The organism is Niastella sp. sgz303648 (assembly GCF_059587045.1).
In genome coordinates this window covers 168,499-187,866 of record NZ_JCAPSW010000014.1, presented here as the reverse complement: position 1 = coordinate 187,866, position 19,368 = coordinate 168,499, and the positions used below count along the sequence as shown (strand labels likewise).

Here is a 19,368-nt window from a genome sequence, read left to right as displayed (position 1 = left end):
GTATTATTTATGGCAATTAGTTAATCGTTCAGTTTGCAACCGGTGTTTAAAACGTTGCATTCAATCCAAGTGTAAAAGTTCTGGGAATAGGCAATGGCTGCAGATCGATCCTTTCAGGATCAGGGCTTATATAACTTTTGCTTTTGAAGCAGAACAGGTTTTCACCCATAGCAAAGAATCGCAACCTCGAAAAAATAACTTTAGGCGTTATAGTATATCCCAGCTGAACGTTGCGCATTTTGAAGTAGGAAGTGCTTACAATGAAATAATCAGATGTGCGGTTTTCGTTGTTGTCGTCTTTAAGTGTTATAGCAGGAATCCGTGTACCCGTATGTTGCGGCGTCCATGCATCAAACACACCCGGCCCTACATTTTCCCTGCTTCTCATCAGGCTATTGAACACCGTATATACATCAAACCCTTTTCTTCCGGCCACGCCCGATCCGAAAAAGGATGCATCAAACTGCTTATAGCTGAGGTCGACCCTTACACCATATTCCAATGACGGCAACTGGGTACCAATCCACGTTCTGTCGAGGTCATTGATCACACCATCGTTATTGATGTCAACATAACGAATGCGGCCGGGACCCGCACCAATTTGTGTGGGCGCTTTGTTCACTTCGTCCTGCGATTGAAAAAGGCCTGCCGTTTTATAACCGAAAATATCATACTGTGAATGACCGATGATCGTGTTCACCAGGTTACCGGGGTATGCGGGACGTACATTCTCGGGCAACTCGGTTATCCTATCGCGGAAGTGAGCGAAATTCAGTTGTGCATTGTATCTTAACTGACCAATCTTATCACCACGATAACCAATAACGAATTCCCATCCTTTGTTTGTTTTTGAGGCGCCGTTGACTGCTTTGGTTTGTCCTTCGCCTAAAGCAGATGCAACCGGAGGAACGATCAAAATACCTGTTGTTTTTCTTGAAAAATAATCGAACGATCCGAATATCTTATTTTGCCAGATCGTGAAGTCAATACCCGTATTGATTTCATCAGTGGTTTCCCATTTTAAATCGGGATTGGCCGCCTGTATTTGCACAAATCCCGAAGGAAGTGTTCCTGTATTGGCGCCGGTTAATGAATAGGCGGTACCAATGTTCATGTATTGCTCCCAGAATCCGCCAACCAGTTGCGAAAGCACAGTTCCGTACCGGGTATCATAAAGTCCGAAACGGGCCACATCACCGATCTCCTGATTACCAACACGGCCAACAGCTGCCCTTAATTTCAATTCAGAAATAAGGGAAATGTTCTTCATGAATTTTTCCTGATCAATTCTCCATCCAACCGAAGCGGCAGGGAAAATACCAAACTGATGATTGGAACCAAATCTTGACGAACCATCACGGCGTACGGTCAATGCAAATAAATACCTGTCGGCATAATTGTAATCAATTCTTCCAAATTCAGAGAACAGGCGATAGCCCGTTGATCCGCCTGAAACATTGGTATTGCCTGTAGCTGCACTCAGCGTAAAGTAATCTTCATTCTGAAGGGCAAAACCTTCCTTCTTTGTTGTTTGATAATTCAGGTCCGATTTGATGTATTCTGTACCCACCAAAAATTTTACAGAATGATCACCAAGGTTCAGATTATAGCGAAGCGTATTAGAGAAGGTAGTGCTCAAAAAATGGTTCTCATCAAACAATAAACTATTGGTGGTGCGGCTCAATGCACCCTCAGTGAAAGTTGGCGAAATCACCTTGTTGCGATAATACGCATTGTCGGCGCCAATATTCGATTTGAAAAACAAATTTTTGATGGGTTGAATTTCGAGATAAATATTTCCGAATGAACTCAGGCGGTTGGTATTATTCCATCGCGCCAGGTATTGCATGTGCAATGGATTATTTCTGTCTGAATATCCTGCACCTGATTCACCGGCAAACGTTACCCCATCTTTTTGATACACGGGAATTGTTGGCGCCAATGTAACCGCCAAGGCAGTAGTTTGTTCACCACCAAGGTCTTTCGCCACCAATGTTTCATTTGAGTTGGCAATACGAAGGTTTACGCCAAATACGACTTTATCGTTGAAAGCCCGTGTAATGCCATTGATGCTGCCACTATATCGCCTGTAATCGGTATAACGCAACATACCTGTGTTGTTCAGATAACCCAGATTTATTTCCAGTGAAGAATTTTTATTTCCAACAGAAGCAGTGAGACTGTTGTTATTTACAATACCTTTCTTATACATCACATCCTGCCAGTCGGTATTACCGGCCGGTGTATTCGGATCGCCGCCCACAAAAGGTTGAACAGTTACTGAATTAAGCACCGGATTATTAAAATCATGGTTCCAGTCGAATTTGTAAATCTGTCCATAACCGGCTGCGGGATCCTGTCCGTCGTTTACTGATGCCTGCCATAATGCTCTTCCTCTGTCCACGGCATTCAGCATTTTAAACCGGTATGGTTTTTCCGATTGAACTGAAATACTGTTATCAAACTGAAAAACGGGTTTACCATTGGTATTACCGCCGTTCCTTGTTGTTACAATGATAACGCCGTTAGATGCGCGGGCGCCATAAATAGATTCGGCAGAGGCATCTTTCAGCACCTGCACCGAGGCAATACTCGCAGGATTTAAGTTTTGAAAAACTTCGGGCCTCGTAGTAGGAATTCCATCAATAATATACAGCGGCGCATTATTGCCCAATGTATTGGCGCCACGAATGAGGATGGTGTTATTGGAGCCATTGGGAGAGCCGCTTTTTTCGATGTATAAACCAGGTACCCTGCCCTGTAAGGCCTGCATCACATTACCGGAGCTGTTATTTTTGACCGGCGCCAGGTCAACAACAGCCACACTTCCTGTAAGGTCCTGTTTGCGCTGGGAAGTATAACCTATAACCACAACTTCATTTAAATTGTTATTGGCTGCTTTCAGGGAAACAGCCACATGATCTCTTCCCCCAAAAGATACCTCCTGTGAAATAAAACCAACGGAAGTAATGAGAAGCATTTTGCTTCCTGCAGGAATAGTAAGCCGGAAATTTCCGGCACTATCTGTTTGGGTGCCAACAGTAGCACCTTTTACAGTAACAGATGCACCTGCAACAGGAGCATCGTTATTATCGGTTACAGTACCACCGATCGTTCGTTGCTGGGCCCGGCCTGCAACAGATAATAAAAGACAAGCAATAGCATAGACAATTTTTCGCATGGCAGCAAGTTTTAGTTTTTAAGACTCAGTTTTGGATTGTTGCGTGAGCATTCATGAGCTCTGTGATTTGAGATATTGAATATTCAGGACAAGCGCCGGATTGGGTTGCAATAAAAGCGCCAACAGCACACGCAAATTGAAGTGCTTCTTTTATCGTTGCCCGGTTTAATAATTGATGTAAAAAGCCCGCAAGAAAAGCATCGCCGCTGCCAATGGTATCGGCCACTGTTACTTTGAATCCATCACAATGATGAACCGTTCCTTTATCGTTCACCAATGCGCCATCGCCACCCATAGTAACAATGATAGTATCGATATGAAAGCGGTCCCGGATTAGTTTTATTCTTTCGTGCGTATCATTAAATAAACTAAACCAGCCTGTGATCAGTTCCAGCTCGGCAATATTCATTTTCAGCACATCGGCTTTTTGAAGCAGGTATTCAACATGTGTACGGTTAAAATGCGGCGCACGAAGGTTGATATCGAGCACTTTTGTTTTGGCAACTTCCAGTAACTGATACAACGTATCTCTCGACACTTTACTTCTTGAAGTAAGACTGCCATAAACAAAATACCTGCTTTGTTCAGCCACTTCAATGTATTCACGTTGCTGTTCAATAAAATCCCAGGCCGAAGGGAACACAATGTCGTACACCACTTCGTTGTACTCATTCGGATTGGCGTAAACAAGTCCTGTAGGATGGTTATGATCGATCTGCAGAAACGATGTTGAGATAGTATTAGCGGCAAGCAGTTCCGCAAGGCCTTTTCCATAATCATCGGTACCAATTTTGGAGATCATTGCAGGGTTGGTACCTAATTTTTTCAAATGATACGCCACGTTCATAGGAGCTCCGCCGGGAAGTGCTTTTGAAGGAAGTATATCCCAAAGCATTTCGCCAAAGCATGCTACTGCAGCATTGCTGATGAAACTTTTCATCTGAAAATATTTATTGGTTTTTTAGCCAGATGGAACTTACCATGACAAAATTTTCATTGCCCTGAATGTTATAATGAAAATTTTGTCATGGACGTTTCATATAGCGATCGTTTTAATCGTTTTATTAGTGAAGTACCAATGAATGCTCTATTTGCTCCAGCGATTTGCCTTTCGTTTCGGGCATCATCTTCCATACAAACAATAATTGCAAAACCATCATGATGGCGAAAAACAAAAAGGTGTTACCGCCGCCGGCCTTTTCGGCCAGATACGGAAAAGAAAAGGCAATAACCGCAGCCATTACCCAGTGCGTGGTGCTGCCAAGCGTTTGGCCTTTGGCCCTTACCTGTGTTGGAAATATTTCCGAAATAAATACCCAGATAACCGCCCCTTGTGAAAAAGCAAAAAATGCGATGTACACAAAAAGAAAAACGGGTACGGACCAAACACTAAAACTTTGTTGATAAAATGAATAAGACACCAGCCCCAACGTAACGATCAAACCTGCAGACCCAATCATCATCAGACTACGCCTCCCTACCCTGTCGATAAAACCCATAGCCAGTAGTGTAAACATGAAATTCATCAGTCCAAGTCCGGCTGTTGATAACAACGAAGAATTTTTGCCAAGACCCGTCATTTCAAAAATGCGGGGCGCATAATAAATGATTGCATTGATGCCCGACACCTGGTTGAAGATGGCGAACAACATAGCGAGTAAAACAGGTGTTTTATATTTTGCAGAAAACAAAAAGTGACGTTCAACACTTACTTTACCTGAACCCTTTTGCAAAATATCGCTGATGAGTGCTTCGGCGCTATCGGGCTCAATCTGGTTGAATATAGCACGCGCTTCGCCCATTTTGCCTTTTTTCAGGATCAGCCAACGTGGACTTTCAGGAACCAATTGCAGCAGCAACAGGAATAAAGCAGATGGTATTGCCTGTACCCCCAGCATCAGTCGCCACGAGTTTTCGCCACTTAAACCAATAAGATAATTGGAAAGATAAGAGATCACAATGCCGAACACCACGTTGAACTGGAACAACCCAACCAGCATGCCGCGTTTGGAAGGAGGAGCTATTTCAGAAATGTAAATAGGTGCAGTAACAGATGAAGCGCCTACGCCCAAACCACCCAAAAAGCGAAAGACCAGGAACAGGTACCAGTTGGTGGCGAGGGCCGTACCCAAAGAAGAAACGAGATAAAAAACAGCGATGATATATAAGGTCTTTTTCCGGCCGAGCTTATCGCAAGGATACCCTCCAATCAAAGACCCGATCACGGTACCAATTAAAGCGATGGATACGGTAAGACCATGTTCAATGGTATTGAGGTCCCAGTATTGCTGTATAGTTTGTTCAGCGCCGGAAATTACAGCCGTATCAAAACCAAATAAAAAACCGCCAAGAGCTATTACGATAGACCAGGTGAAAACACTTCCTTTTTTCATATAACAAGCCGTTTAACCTGTCAAAAATATCAGGCAGGCGGGCCAAACGCCTTTCAAAATCCAATCAAACACTTTCATTTTTTCATCATGTTCCAAAAAAAATTCAAGTAATTACAAATCAGGCTAATAGAGTCATTAAAAGATGAATTTTAAAATGTGGCTTTCAATTTTTCAACAGCTGTATCTAAAAAAATCATCAACTTTAATACACAAATCGCTGCACATTTAACATGAGATTGCCTGTTGTACTGCTTTTGGTTGCCTGCCTGATTGTTTCCTGTTCACAAAAAGGAAAAGAGAAAAAATATGTCATTGCCTTTTCGCAATGTATGGATGCCGATCAATGACGGCAAACCATGCTGGGCGAAATGAGGCGCGAGCTTTCTTTCCATAATAATATACAGTTCGTATATACAAATGCCAACAGCAACAGTACAACCCAGGTGGCGCAGATCAATAAGTTGCTGAAGCAGCGGATCGATCTTTTGATCGTATCGCCAAACGAAGTGACTCCCCTGTCGCCTGTTATTGAAAAAGTGTATGAGGCAGGCATACCTGTTGTGCTGATCGATCGAAAAACAAACTCCAGTAAATACACTGCTTTTATCGGCGCCGAAAATTTTGAGGTGGGCCAGAATGCGGGCAGGTTCGCCGTTTCGCTTTTGAAAGGGAAAGGAAAAGTAATGGAAATAACGGCGCCGGAAGATGCTTCGCCATTTATTGGCCGGCATAATGGATTTACAGCTATTATTTCCCAATATTCCGGCATTCAATTTCTGAAAAAAGCAAAGGCCGGCAATAAAGAACACTTTGATAGTACTATAAAAGAGGCCGGCAATCCCGACCTGATATTCGCGCATAACGACCTGATGGCTTATGATGCCTGGCAAAGCTGCCTGCGTTTGGGCATTGATAAAAAAGTAAAGATCATTGGGGTTGATGGGCTGCCGGTAAAGGGAATGGGACTCGACATGGTGGCCAATAATAATATAGCAGCCACCGTACTATATCCCACCGGCGGCAAGGAGGCGATTGCAACCGCATTGAACATTTTAGCCAACAAGCCATTTAAAAAAGAAAACCAGCTTTTTACTACCGTAATAGATTCGGCCAACGTAAGGCTGATGAAAATGCAGGCCGAAAAACTGATCAGCCAGCAGCATGATATTGAAGAGCGGCAGAAAATACTCGACCAGCAGATCATTATTTCGCAAAATCAGGCAACGGTTATCATCGTCATTGCCGCTACGCTCAGCCTCACATTGATATTAGGAGGTTTATCCTACTATTTTCTGAAAGAGAACCGGAAAATAACCAACCGGCTGGAATTACAGAACAGGGAAATTTCACAGCAAAAGAACCAACTCGAAGAACAAAAGAACCAGTTGATCGACATGTCGGCGAAAGCCGAGGAAGCACACCAGGCAAAGCTGAACTTCTTTACCAATATATCGCACGAATTCAGAACACCGCTAACCCTGATACTGTCGCCCCTTGAAGAAATAATTAACCATCCGAAACTCGGCATGGGCATGCGCCAACCCCTGCAACTGGTTGAAAAAAATGTATTACGGTTATACCGGCTGGTGAACGAGTTGATGGATTTCAGAAAGATCGAATTCAATAAAATGCAGGTAAACCCTGCTGAGCACGACCTGGTTGGGTTTATACAGGAAATTGTTCAAACTTATAAAGGCCTGGCGCAAAGCAAAAATATCAGCCTTCAATTTTTGACCACCGAAAGAACGCTGCCTGCCTGGTTCGATGCTACTATGTTTGATAAAGTAATATTTAACCTGTTGTCGAATGCATTTAAGTTCACACCCGAAAATGGTTTTATACATATACAACTGCAACGCCATCACAACGATGCAATAATTAAGATCGACGATAGCGGCGTAGGTATGTCGAAGGAAGCCATACAGCATGCTTTTGAACCATTTTTTCAGGGTGAATATGAAAACTATAAAGGCACAGGATTGGGCCTTGCCTTATCGAAAGAACTGATTGAACTGCACCTTGGAACTATTACGGTAACGAGTGAAAAAGGCAAGGGCACCAGTTTTGAAATACGATTCCCCCTCACTGCACTGCAAACGGTGGGCGAAACGGCATCGAAAGCTGCCGCCAATGCCATCATTACCGAAGATGCCAAAATATATACCACCGAATTGGTAGATTCCTTTAAAGTAATGCCGGAAACGGCAACACCTTTGCAAAAGACACACAGCGTGCTGATCATTGAAGACAATGCCGACCTGCGAAAATACCTTGCCCAACGACTCACAGCTGTTTACGACGTATTGGAGGCAGCCGATAGTAATACCGCTTTGCAGGCCACCTTCGACAATGCGCCGGATATTATCATTTGCGATGTGGTGATCCCCGGTAAGAATGGTTTGGAGCTTACAAAAATTCTTAAGTCGGATGTGCGCACTGCCCACATTCCGGTGATACTGCTTACCGCCCGCAGCAGCGATACCCAAAAGATCGAAGGCTTTAAAACAGGGGCCGATGCGTATATCACCAAGCCCTTTAATTTTCAGGTGCTTGAACAACATATGACAGCCCTGCTGCATAACCGTCATAAATCGAAAGAACATTATGCAGCCGATATATTGCCCGACATAAAACAAATGGCCGTTAAAAAGAACGATCGCAAATTCATCAGCGATTTTTCAGCCATCGTTGAGAACAATATCAGTAATGATGCTTTCAGCATAGAAGACATCTGCCGCGAACTGAACATTTCACAGGCACAGCTTTCAAGAAAAATAAAAGCGTTGATGGCGTGCAATGTGAACGAATACATTGTTAACACCCGGCTCAAAAAGGCAAAATATTACCTGCAGCATGAAAACCTTTCGGTTGCTGAGGTGGCCTTTAAAACAGGCTTTTCTTCCGCTGCCTATTTTTCAACCGTATTCAAATCGAAATTTTCTGTTACGCCTACGGAATTTAAAGAAGGAAAATTTCAGCAGGAATAACACCGCGAAGGCATCGGATGCATATTTCACCGGTTTATATTTCGTCCCCTAATTTATAATGAATAACAAGGAACAGATCATTGAATTCTTCCGGATTGGTGTCTATCGAATGAAAATCAACGTCTGTGCTATGTTTGAATTTGAATGTAAGCATCGACAGTATGTTTATGTCTTCCACATTTAAACCTGGTGTACTGGCCGTAAGCGTTCCCTTTTGCATGTTGGCAAAGGTGGCGTTTTCGGGCATTGCAATTTCAGCAGAAGTCATCGGGTTATCACCTGTATCGGTTGCCGCCAGCACCATCTTATAATCACCGGTTCTGTTGGCCCTTATCAACACTTCCATTTTACTTACATCAAGGCTCCTGTTCTTTGTAAAGAACGGAAAGTGCTCTCTTTTTAAAGTAACCGATAATGTTTGGTTGGCACCGGCTATAACCGGATACAGGAACTTGTTCCATTCTGTTGAAAAGTCATGCTTCAGGCTGAACATGCGCATTAATGGCTGTGTACTGAGTTCGGCCGCATTGGTTAGAAAATCTTTTAAATAAGTAACTGCATTTTCTTTGAATAAGCCGGCATCTTCGCGTGCTGTATAATTAATATGCAGAATTACGTCCGATATGGTTGAATAATCGAATTGCCGTAAACGGGCATCCTGTGTAAGTTCAATCTTCCATTCACTAATAGCGCCTGCTCCTTCAAATGGAAGATACCGTTCGTCGCGGAAGTTCAGCTCAAACAGGCCGGTATCACGCTGACCCGTACTGGTAGCAATGGCTTTTACCGGAACATTACTTGATCTGAAGCGATCATCATCTGTCCAAACACCTTCATCGTTATTATGTTCATACGTTCCCCCATCACCCATGGAGGTGTTGATGCGGATGGTATTTTTTAATAACCGAAGGGTGCAATTGATAGTGGTATAAGGGCCCGCTATGCATGGTAACGATAAACTCACCGATTTAATACGACGGAAATAATGCCCCTGGTAATCCAGGTCGTACCATTCTTCAGGGACAGCTAAAAAGCATTTGCCGGTGGTTCTCAATTCCTGCAAGGCAAGCGGATTTAACAGGGCCATCGAAATGCTCTTGTTTAACTCCAACTCCCGTTTGTTTTCTTCCAGGTAAGCAGCTTCCAGTTGACGCAACGCCAACTGCAGTTTTTCACCGGCGCATAATCCTTTCATCGTATTATCCCAGTAACCATATTGAATGAAGCTGGTTATTTCATTGCCTATTTCAAAACGGTAGCATTTTTCCACTTTCCTGGCCATGTCGTACGCCATATTGAAACTTTGTTTATATACCGAGAAAAGCTGCTCTTTCATCCACTGGTATAATTCTTCATTGGTAAACTTATTCTTCAGGAAGTCTTCTACCTGTTTTGCATTTTCAATCTGTTGTTTGTGATTCGACAGCTCTTTTTCTGCAATCTGGATTTTTATACTGGCAGAGGTGATCTGTTTATCTAATGTGGCTATTTCTTTGGCAGCCAGGTTGGCCTGTAATGTCCATTCCTGTTCCCGGCGAATATAACCCGACAATTTTTGCGCGGCGGCTGCCTGCATAGTCATAAAGCTGCTTACCGCATGTGCTGCGCTTGCCAGGCCCGAAGCAATACCCCCTAATTGCACACCACCAAAACCCACGCCGGCGCCCACACCCAATGGTTTTCCATCTGCATCAACTTGCGGAATCAAACGAAGACCCGCTGCAGCTGCTTCGGCTATGCCGGCGCCGCTGGTTACCCATTTTGCCGCCAGGCTCAGATCAATGTCTTCTTTTTCTTTATCGATGATCTTCACCCCGCTTTCATCTACCAGTGAGTCATCAAGTCCTGATTTTATTTCCGGAATGGTGGTATCGGGCGGCAACTGGCTGTCGGCAGTAAGGTTCGAATCGATCGTTGGAACAGCAGGAATAGTAAGGTCTTCTGTTGACATTAATGCATTGTAATGATTCAGCCTGTACTCTGCCATGGCCCTTGATTTGAGTAACCCATCGCGCGTTGACCGGGCATCGAGCACCTGGCGTTCTTTAATACCGGTCATCAGGTCGAGCATCATGGTTTCGTGCGAGGCGCGCAGTTTGCCCAACGCTTCCCCATCTTTTTTCTCCAGTACACTCAGCAGGGCGTTGCCAAGCGATTTTACCTCTGCACAAAATTCATTGGCTTTTTGTATCAGGTAATTGAATCGATAGATGGGCGGAGGACTGCTGAGATCAGACAGAATACTTCCCAGGCTAATGCCCTGTGCGGCCGCATTGATAAGCATACCCGGATCGATAGGCGGTGAGAACAATGCCAGTTGTCTTTCCACACCGTCTATATCCATGCAGTGACGAATTTTGTACAAACGATCGGCTATTGTATCCCAATGTTCCATTAACTGATCATTGGAAGGAATACAGAAATATAAAGAAGGGCCTACTCCCAATATACCCGGGTTGGAGTCGCCTCCACCGGATGGTACGGCGCTGCTATACGGGAAAATATTTTCCAGCTCAACCAGTGCATTGGAGAAATCATCCCATTTATCTTTTAAAGAGTCGTAGGTTTCAGCTTTAATTTCTCCGCGTTTAGGCACAAACTCTGGCCTGGGCCCCAGTATATGATTGGCCATTACGTATAATTGCAATGCTTCGTTTACTGATTCGCGTGTAAACTGCCTGAAAAGCGAGTCGCCCCATTCGCGCAGGTTCTCAACATATTTAATCACCACATTCTTCATGAAAGCGATGGGCCGGTTGCGGGCCACTACAAATGGTTTAAAGGGATTATCGCGCCATTCTGCCACGATTGAATTTTCTGCTGCCGGGTTGGTATTGGGTCCGAGCCCGATAGATGTAAACCAGTCTTCGAGTGTTTGGGCCGGTGTTGTTTTAAAGGGGAACACTTTCCAATAGCGCGAGGTTTCCGATTGCCCCGGAACAGGCCGTTCATCGGTAGTAGGATCAAAAATATAATGGAACCATTTCATCGCGTCTTCATATTGCCCGTTCCTGCTCAGGCGGGTGGCAATATACAGCGGCGCATGAAAGAATAATTCCCAGTTATAAATGCTGTTGGCTCCAAACAGGTCAAAACAAATATTCTCTTTGTAATAAGTGTATGGTGCCCCGGCTACGTATGCAGGCGATAAGGGCGCTTTTGTCACCAACCCCTGGTAGAAATTGGGATTGTAATTGGTAGTGAAGGTTGCCCCATAGTCGTGAAAGAAAGGCTGGTTGATGATATTTAAAAAAGTATCTGTGTTCATTAACCCCTCTATACCAAAATTATTTAGGTTGGTTACATACTGGCTCGAAAAAGGATGATAGAACGTATGGAACTCCAATCCTTTTTCGTGACGGGTAACGGCTCTGTACCCTGCTTCAATGATATTACCGGCAAATGCTTTATTTACTTCAGCGCCGGCCTTCATTGTCATGGCCGATTGTACTGTAGTGCCACTACGGGGCATCGCAGTTTGCCTTGTCATTGTTCGCACTTCCTCTGCATTTACCGGTACTTCCACCACATTGCCCCTGATGGCGGTTTGCGAAACGGTTTTTAGTCCATTCAGCCCGGTTGCCGGTTCAAATACTATGGAGCCTTTCAGGTTATTAACCGCATAATCTATATCGGGCTGTGGCAAATAATCATCGGGGCCAACCGGTTTTTGATAAGGCGGCACATAGTAAATGGGATCAACGATGTTAACCGTAATGGGTCCATACACAACAGGATTTTTTACATAATCCCATATATTGATGTCAACCGGTCGAACAAAGTACGACCGCTGGGAATCGCGGTAGAAGAACGGATATTTTAAAGTTGATTCGAAGTCAAAGATTTTGGTAGAGAATAATATTTTGTGGTAGATGCTGTTTTTCAGGTAATCAAAACCCCTGAAGCTAAGCTTCCCATGTTTTTTATGCTCCATGAAAAAGTTATCATATCCTTTCGGTTTAATCTGGTAGTTGGTACTTACGTCCTGCAACATGCTCCAGCTAAGCACTTCTGCCTGAATATCTGTTAATGTAAATCCGCCATACGACGTATTATTATTAAACACCCACATCACCAGTTCATTGTCGGAAAGAATATCCTGTTGCAGCGTAAAGTCGGATACTTTACCGGAATACGCTTTTATATACTCTTTGGTAATTTGTTTGGAGCTCCATTTACCATCCACATATTCCGACCAGGCCAGCCGTACTTCATAGTATTCACTGGCTTTTACAGAGGAAGGAGACATTTTGGAAATATCTTCAAATGTAGCATCCTGATTGCTTTTATTTTTGGCTACATTATTATCCTGTTTTTTAATGAACTCAACCCAGAAAATAAATAACCGGTTTTTCCATACTACAGGCATCAACTGAACGCCGCTGTTGTCATTATCTTCTGTCATGCGGATGTCTACCTGTATTTTATCCCATGCACTCCATTTAAAGAATTCATCGCAGGTGCGATAGAAAAACTGATAGGGTGAATTATGGGTGCGGCCAAATACATGCAACAATCGCATGCTTCCATCCGGGTAATTTTCCTGGTACATACCGCAAACATTCGGGTTAGCCACTACATTCAACCTGGTTAAGTAGTTGCGGAATGCCGTTTCAACACTGGCATCGGTAATATCGTTTTGCGTTAATTCCGATTCCAGCTCTTTGAAGAAGGGGCTGCGGTCATCGCGCCATTCGGGTTCCAGCCAATTCTCCGGATACAAAAATATTTTCCGGTTGGCTTCCCACACGCGATAATTTTCCATCCATTTCCAGCGATCTTTATCAATACTGCCGGGCGAAACGCCTTTTTCGAAGATCCCGACCTTATTGCTTTCCAGGTTCAATAAACAGCGATTGATGAACATCTGCACGGCGGCTGTTGCCTGTACAATGCGCGAGGTGTCCATGCAGGCGCCCATTTGTACATCGATCAAAAAATATTCGAATAATCCATCTGCATCCGTAGCGCCCCATTCAATTAGTTCTTTTTTGGTAAGCAGGTAGCTTATGAGCGCCTGCTTTTGATTTTCGCGGATCTTATCGCTTAAAGTGCCTGCCAGTTCCAGCCAGTCTTCTTCTTCGTATTTCGCTTTTACCGTACTCTTTACCAAATCGGCTGTTGCATTCAATTTATCAAAATCGGTTTCCGGCGCAGCCCACTGTGCCAGGGTTTGTGGTGAAAGCCCTGTTTTGATAACGAATGAGATGGCCGTATACATTTCTAACAGCTTCACCTCGTTTTTAAAATCAGCCACGGTTAAAGAAAAATAACCACTTAGATAAGTAAGCGTAGTAAGGTCCCAGGCTGTGGCGAGATATAACAGATTATTTAATGCAGCAACAGCAGGAACAGGATCGATAATATTGGCAGCGGCAAAAACATTAGTGAGTAAAGCCTGGCCCTGCGGAACTGCATTGCGTAATTCAAAATAACTTTCAATACGTTGCCAGTGAGCGGGCGTGATGGCCTTAAAATCAATATTAGCAAAATCAGCCGGGTAACTTACAAAATGTTTTACTTCTGTATCTGTTAGCTTAAACCCTGCAATGAATTTCCCGGCCCGGTGATAGGTTTCAACCGTTGCTATAAAATTATTTACCAGGTTGGCGGGGAAGGATGCGGAAGAAGCAATGATCTCCACCGCACTTGTGGCTGTTTTCCATGATAAGGAAATGCCTGCATCACCGGTTGTATCTGCGTACTCCAGTTTTAGTTCATGCAATTGGGAAGCGTTGAGCTGCGCAATGGCTTCCCACGACAAACGTATATCGCCTGCCGGTTTTTCCAATATCAATGCTTCATCGAGATACAGGTTAAACGAGTCATCAGCTTCTTTTACATTTACTACCAATGTATATTCACCGCTTGATATAGGCGATAAATAACTTTGCCAGCGAATGCTGAAATTATCCGCGGGTAATACCAGGCCAGGAGCTGCAGCGCCCCAATCGAAATCTATTTCTGTATCGGCGCGTGTTAATGTGGCCGGGCCTGCATACACAGCATTTGAAAAATAGTCGCCTGAAAATCCTTCTGTGGCAACGGACGCAATGAGCGTTTGCAGGTCATTTTTAATTAAAACAGAAGTGGCTTCATTGCTTAACCCGATCAGCGAAGCGATATGTTCTACTATTACATCTTCATGTAATTTCTGTTTCAACAAAGGCAGGTAGTTGGAATAAACAAACCATATTTTTTCGGCCATTGTTTTTTCTACCGGCTGGGCAGGCCTGTTCAATAAAGTAATGAAGTCAGCATTCGGCCATATGGCATTAACTGCTGCAAAAACGCCGGAGAAGTTGGCTCTTATAAAATCCTGGGGCATTTTATAAATAGCGTCTACGGCTGCCTGGAAGTTTGCATTGACTCCTGGCAACGCTTTCAGTTCAGCATTTTCTGCATCAGACATTACACCAATGCAGGAAAGCCTTCCGCTGGCTTTGGTATAGGTGAATTTGGGTGATAATGAATCCGGGATATCTACAGCCAGGTTGGCATCAGTAATAGTGGTATAAGCAGGACTGCCGGTTGGCAATGTTCTGGTTTGTGTATACAATGCAGTAGCTGCATTACGGAAATTATCCGTAGCGCCGGCCAGTGCTTTCAATGTAGTTAAATCAGCATCCGGCATTATGCCTACGCTTGTTAATTGCCCCGTCAATGGCGTATAGCTATACTTTGCTGCCAGTGCTGCAGGGATAACAACAGGAAGACCCGTATCTGTTATTACACCGAATGTTTGCTGCATTTCTATTATCCCGATCAGTTGATTAACCACATCTGCTTTAAATGAAAGGGATAGATTGGCCGACAAAATATCCGTGGTCAACGGTACAGCCGGCATGGCCGGATAATTTTGTTCGATAGCAGTGAATGCATCGCGTATATCACGGATCGTTTGTTTTGTTTTATCCAGGTTTAACCCGATAGTAGATTCAGGTGGCAACTGGCCGGTGAAAATATATTGCAGGTCCAGTGCTTTAAATCCTGTTTTTTTGATGGCCGTAGCCAGTTGATAAAACCTGAAAGTTGTATCCGGTAAAATATTGATGAAAACAGGATCAACAGGCGGTACGGCCGGCGCCGGAATTGACAGGGTGCTAAAGGGGTTTATTGTAAATAATTGCGTTAATAAGCAGAAGTCGGGCACTTTTAATTTCAACGCTTTGGTAAGGATCGTGTACCGGTAAATGATACTGAGATTGTAAATAGTGAGTTTTTCGGTTGTTAAATCAAAGGCGCGATCAACGCCATTATCAGTAACCCGCACTAAGCCCGCAATGGCCTGCAGGTCATCTTCCGACATTCTGAAGGCTGCAAGCAGGGCAGGAATATGATCTTTCAACAGTTTTGTGGTATCGGTGAGGTAGTTGCCAAAATTATCAGGCTGAAATGCACTGTCTAATCGCTGCACTGCTTTATTGAGGAATAATTTTATATAGAGCGATTTGTCGCCATACCTATCGATGCTTCCCCACAAGGTGGCCAGCTTATTAACCGGCAGCTTTAATTTTTTGTTTAATAAACTAACATAAGAGAGTTTGGTAATCGTAGCAGGTGTTATATCCTGTTCGCCCAAAGCAGCCAGCATCAGGTCTGTTTCGTGTATGGTCCAGCCTAATTTTCTCCATAAGCGTATAAAGCGGTGGATCTTTGACCAGGTAGTATTCGTAATACCGGAAACAGGCGAAGCGGCATATACATTTTTAACCGTTTTTAAATACGTAGTATTCAAGTCGCACAATGAATGCGATTGATATAATGTAATAACCGCATTAAAATGATCAAAGTGCTGCTGCACCCAGCTGGTAAAATCAGCGGGGGCTATTTTTCCCGTGATCACTGCCATAATATCCGCATCGGTGGCCGGATCGAGCGTACCGGCATTGATCTGTTGCAATTTGCTATAGATAGTAGGCGCATCGAGTGTGCTGGTTGAAAAAAGATTTTCCAAAAATTCGAGAATGTTCTGGTAAGGATTGATGAATTGCGTTTTGATCAATTGTACCAGGTCGGTATATTGTACGCCGGTGCGCCGCAGAAATTCATGAATACCATCGGAAATGCCGGTGCCTGCCACTGTTTCCATATTGGCTATTACCACCGGGTCCAATTCAGGATCGGGAGCGGCAGAAAAAGGAAAACCATAGTATTGCTGTAGTTGGCGGGTGGGCGTTGGCACAATGGGGTTCAGATCGTCGGGATCGGGGTCGCCGGCAAAGTTTTTTAACGTTAGTACACGATATTCTTCTTCCGATATGCGCAATGCTTCCGATTCAATGGCTTTTATGGCCCTGGCGGAATTATCTATCTGCAGCCCTTTCATAATTTCATACCGCTCCGTTTGCAAATGATCGCTGTAGATGCGGATCACATCCAATGGCTGATGATAGGGCAGTGAAAAAGGATAAGCTGTGTTCTTTAGTATACGATACGCTTCGGGTTCAAAATTCTGCGAGTTAGCGCGCAGTTCATCGGCAGTTGTTTCACCGGTATCATAGGCTGCATTTTTATCCAGCATACCATGATAGGTGTAATACTCCATTAATTCATTTACCAGGTCAATATACGGAACGAGCGTGTTGGTATTTTCGCAGGTAAGCGGTATATATACCAGGTCGGGTCTGCGTTTAGTGAGCATATCCAACGGCGAGTTACCGTCGATATTGTGAACACCTCTCCACAGAAATCGCAACAGGTCTACATAATAGGCTGCTGCACTATACACACTGCGGCATTCGGTGCATTCGCATATATCGGGGCTGCCGAAAATTTCGGAGTAGTTGGGGTTATGTCTTTTCGAAACCTGGTCCTGCAATATGGCCACGGCCGCATCGCGGTCCTCTTTCGAGTAGGCAAAGGCAGGCGCGGCCAGGTGCGACAGGTCATACATTTTCATAGCTCGTTCTGTTGCCAGCGTACTAATGTGCTGCGCCCGCTGGTAAACCGCTTCTGCTGTGGCTTCACCACCCAGGTCATCACTGTGCAATTGAATAAAACTTTTTTGTGGAATGCTGGCAATGGCATAAGCCGAGTTTAAATTCTTTTCCATGAGCGTACCCATTACTGCAGGCTGCGGGCTTACCTGGAATACCCGTTGCATACGATTCAGCTCTAATTTTACATCTGTATAACGCTCCCGGGCAATTGCTTTAATTTCATCGGCATATTCATGAACCGGTGAAACGCTTATATCGAAACCGGTGTTCTGGCTTAAGAAGGTGAGTATTATTTTTGAAACCGCTTCATCTTTCACCGGCAGTTGTTGCTTCTGCATCATCACGGCTATCTTTTGCGTAGGGAAGCCGGCGCTCAAAAAATTCTGTACATGCGTAACGTACGCTGCCATCTTATCTTCGGCTGTATCACCGGTAACAAAATCCGGCACCCCTGTTTTGGCAATGATTGCCTGCCAGTCGTTGTCTTCCAAAGCAATCAAATCGGTAACGGAAGATATTTTACGTTCTGCCTGTACTTCCCGCATCAATGGCAGAAAACCGCCGCTGATCACATTCAATTGCTGGGAGAATAAAAGCCCCTGGATAAGGGCAGGATTGTCTTTGAATACGGCTACACCCGGCAGGTACTCATTCCAGAATTTTTTGTAATCGATCGTTTCATCAGCAGATAGCTGACTTTTAAAGCTGCGATACGCATCGATGAATGCTGTCTGCTGCTCCTGTTCAGGAAGCGCTACAGCTAATATTTCCTGTAAAGAAGTGCCTGCGTTCTGCGATTTATACCGAAGCGCATAGGTTACAGCCAGGCTATGCACCAATTTAAGGAAAGCGGCTATTACGCTTTCGTTATATGCCTGTATAATGTTCTGTTGAACAGATGTCGCAATAGCTGTTTGCAGGTCGCCTTCTGTTTTACTAAAAAGCGACAACCAGTTCAATGCAATGCCCTGCCGGCCGATACCATATAATAATTCATGCAAAAGACCTTCGGCAGGGGGTATCTGCCTATCAGTATGTGTTTGCCCTTCGGCGCGTAATGATTCAGCATCTGCTGCTATACGGATATGTGCTTCGCTTTCGTCTAATTCGCTGGCAGCAAAAGCTACCTGGTCGTTCGATTGGTATAGCTGCAGCAGGCTTACCCTGCTTTCGTTTAAAAAAGGCAGCAGCGCACCCATCAGGATGTCATATTCCGTTCTTGCATCATTTTGAATGACTACATCCAGCTTTTGCACCTCGCCCTCGCTGGAATAGTCTTCTGAATTTACCAGTCGCGATTGACCCAATATTTCACCCCGATCGTTGATGGCATATACCACCACATCGGCCTTCTTTCTTTCGGCAGCAGCATACTGGAAGTTAAAGAACTCCATATAATAACGACCATCTACACCAGAAACGGCTTCTCCCAGAAACTCAAACCCGCCATTAGCCTTTATCTCGCCCAGTTTTTTTACCGTGCGGTAAATGGCTGCCCCCCGGAGGTCTACATCCAGGGCCGTTAGCTTCTGATTTTTTTGTACTTCGCCTCTGCGGTTGTATACGGTGCCTTTTATGGCAAATGTTTGTGATTTGGCCAGGTTGCCTTTTCTTCTCAATTCTTCTTTTATGCCCTCGTAGGTAGGTTCATCTACTACATATTTATCGTTAAAGTGAATATGCAATTTTGCCTGTAAGGCCCGTACCTGCCTCTCAGTATCCGGGCCGGCTGTGTTTGATTGTACTTCTTTTTCAGCAACGGGGTAACCCAGGGTTGCAAGTGCTTTGTGAAGCTGGCTTACTCTCAGAGATGACTCATTGAGAGCAACGGCTGTAAATGATTTCATGGTATGAGTGATTAGTGA

The 19,368-nt window shown here is 44.2% G+C and carries 5 protein-coding genes; 1 reads left to right on the top strand and 4 read right to left on the bottom strand.

What is annotated here, in order from left to right:
• Nucleotides 1-46: 46 nt before the first annotated feature.
• The 3 genes from AC59IL_RS30465 to AC59IL_RS30455 all read right to left on the bottom strand — a co-directional run bounded on the left by AC59IL_RS30465 (nt 47) and on the right by AC59IL_RS30455 (nt 5,574).
• Nucleotides 47-3,181 carry a SusC/RagA family TonB-linked outer membrane protein gene (locus AC59IL_RS30465; RefSeq protein ID WP_496556024.1) on the bottom strand — a complete coding sequence of 1,045 codons (3,135 nt, stop codon included), beginning with the start codon at nt 3,179-3,181 and terminating at the stop codon, nt 47-49.
• Nucleotides 3,182-3,206: 25 nt separating this feature from the next.
• Entirely contained in the window at nt 3,207-4,121 is a 915-nt protein-coding gene (locus AC59IL_RS30460; protein ID WP_496556023.1) for a carbohydrate kinase family protein, read from the bottom strand.
• Between the two features lie 124 nt (nt 4,122-4,245).
• Complete coding sequence (locus AC59IL_RS30455; protein WP_496556022.1) at nt 4,246-5,574, bottom strand: sugar porter family MFS transporter; 1,329 nt, start codon at nt 5,572-5,574, stop codon at nt 4,246-4,248.
• Between the two features lie 368 nt (nt 5,575-5,942).
• On the opposite strand from AC59IL_RS30455, the gene AC59IL_RS30450 reads away from it, so the two are divergent.
• A complete protein-coding gene (locus AC59IL_RS30450) occupies nt 5,943-8,561 on the top strand; it encodes a substrate-binding domain-containing protein (RefSeq protein ID WP_496556021.1) in 2,619 nt (872 codons plus the stop codon).
• A 34-nt stretch (nt 8,562-8,595) separates the two neighbouring features.
• Here AC59IL_RS30450 and AC59IL_RS30445 read toward each other — a convergent pair whose 3' ends face one another.
• On the bottom strand, nt 8,596-19,350 hold the full coding sequence (locus tag AC59IL_RS30445) for a Tc toxin subunit A-related protein (RefSeq protein ID WP_496556020.1): 10,755 nt from the start codon (nt 19,348-19,350) through the stop codon (nt 8,596-8,598).
• Nucleotides 19,351-19,368 lie beyond the last annotated feature (18 nt).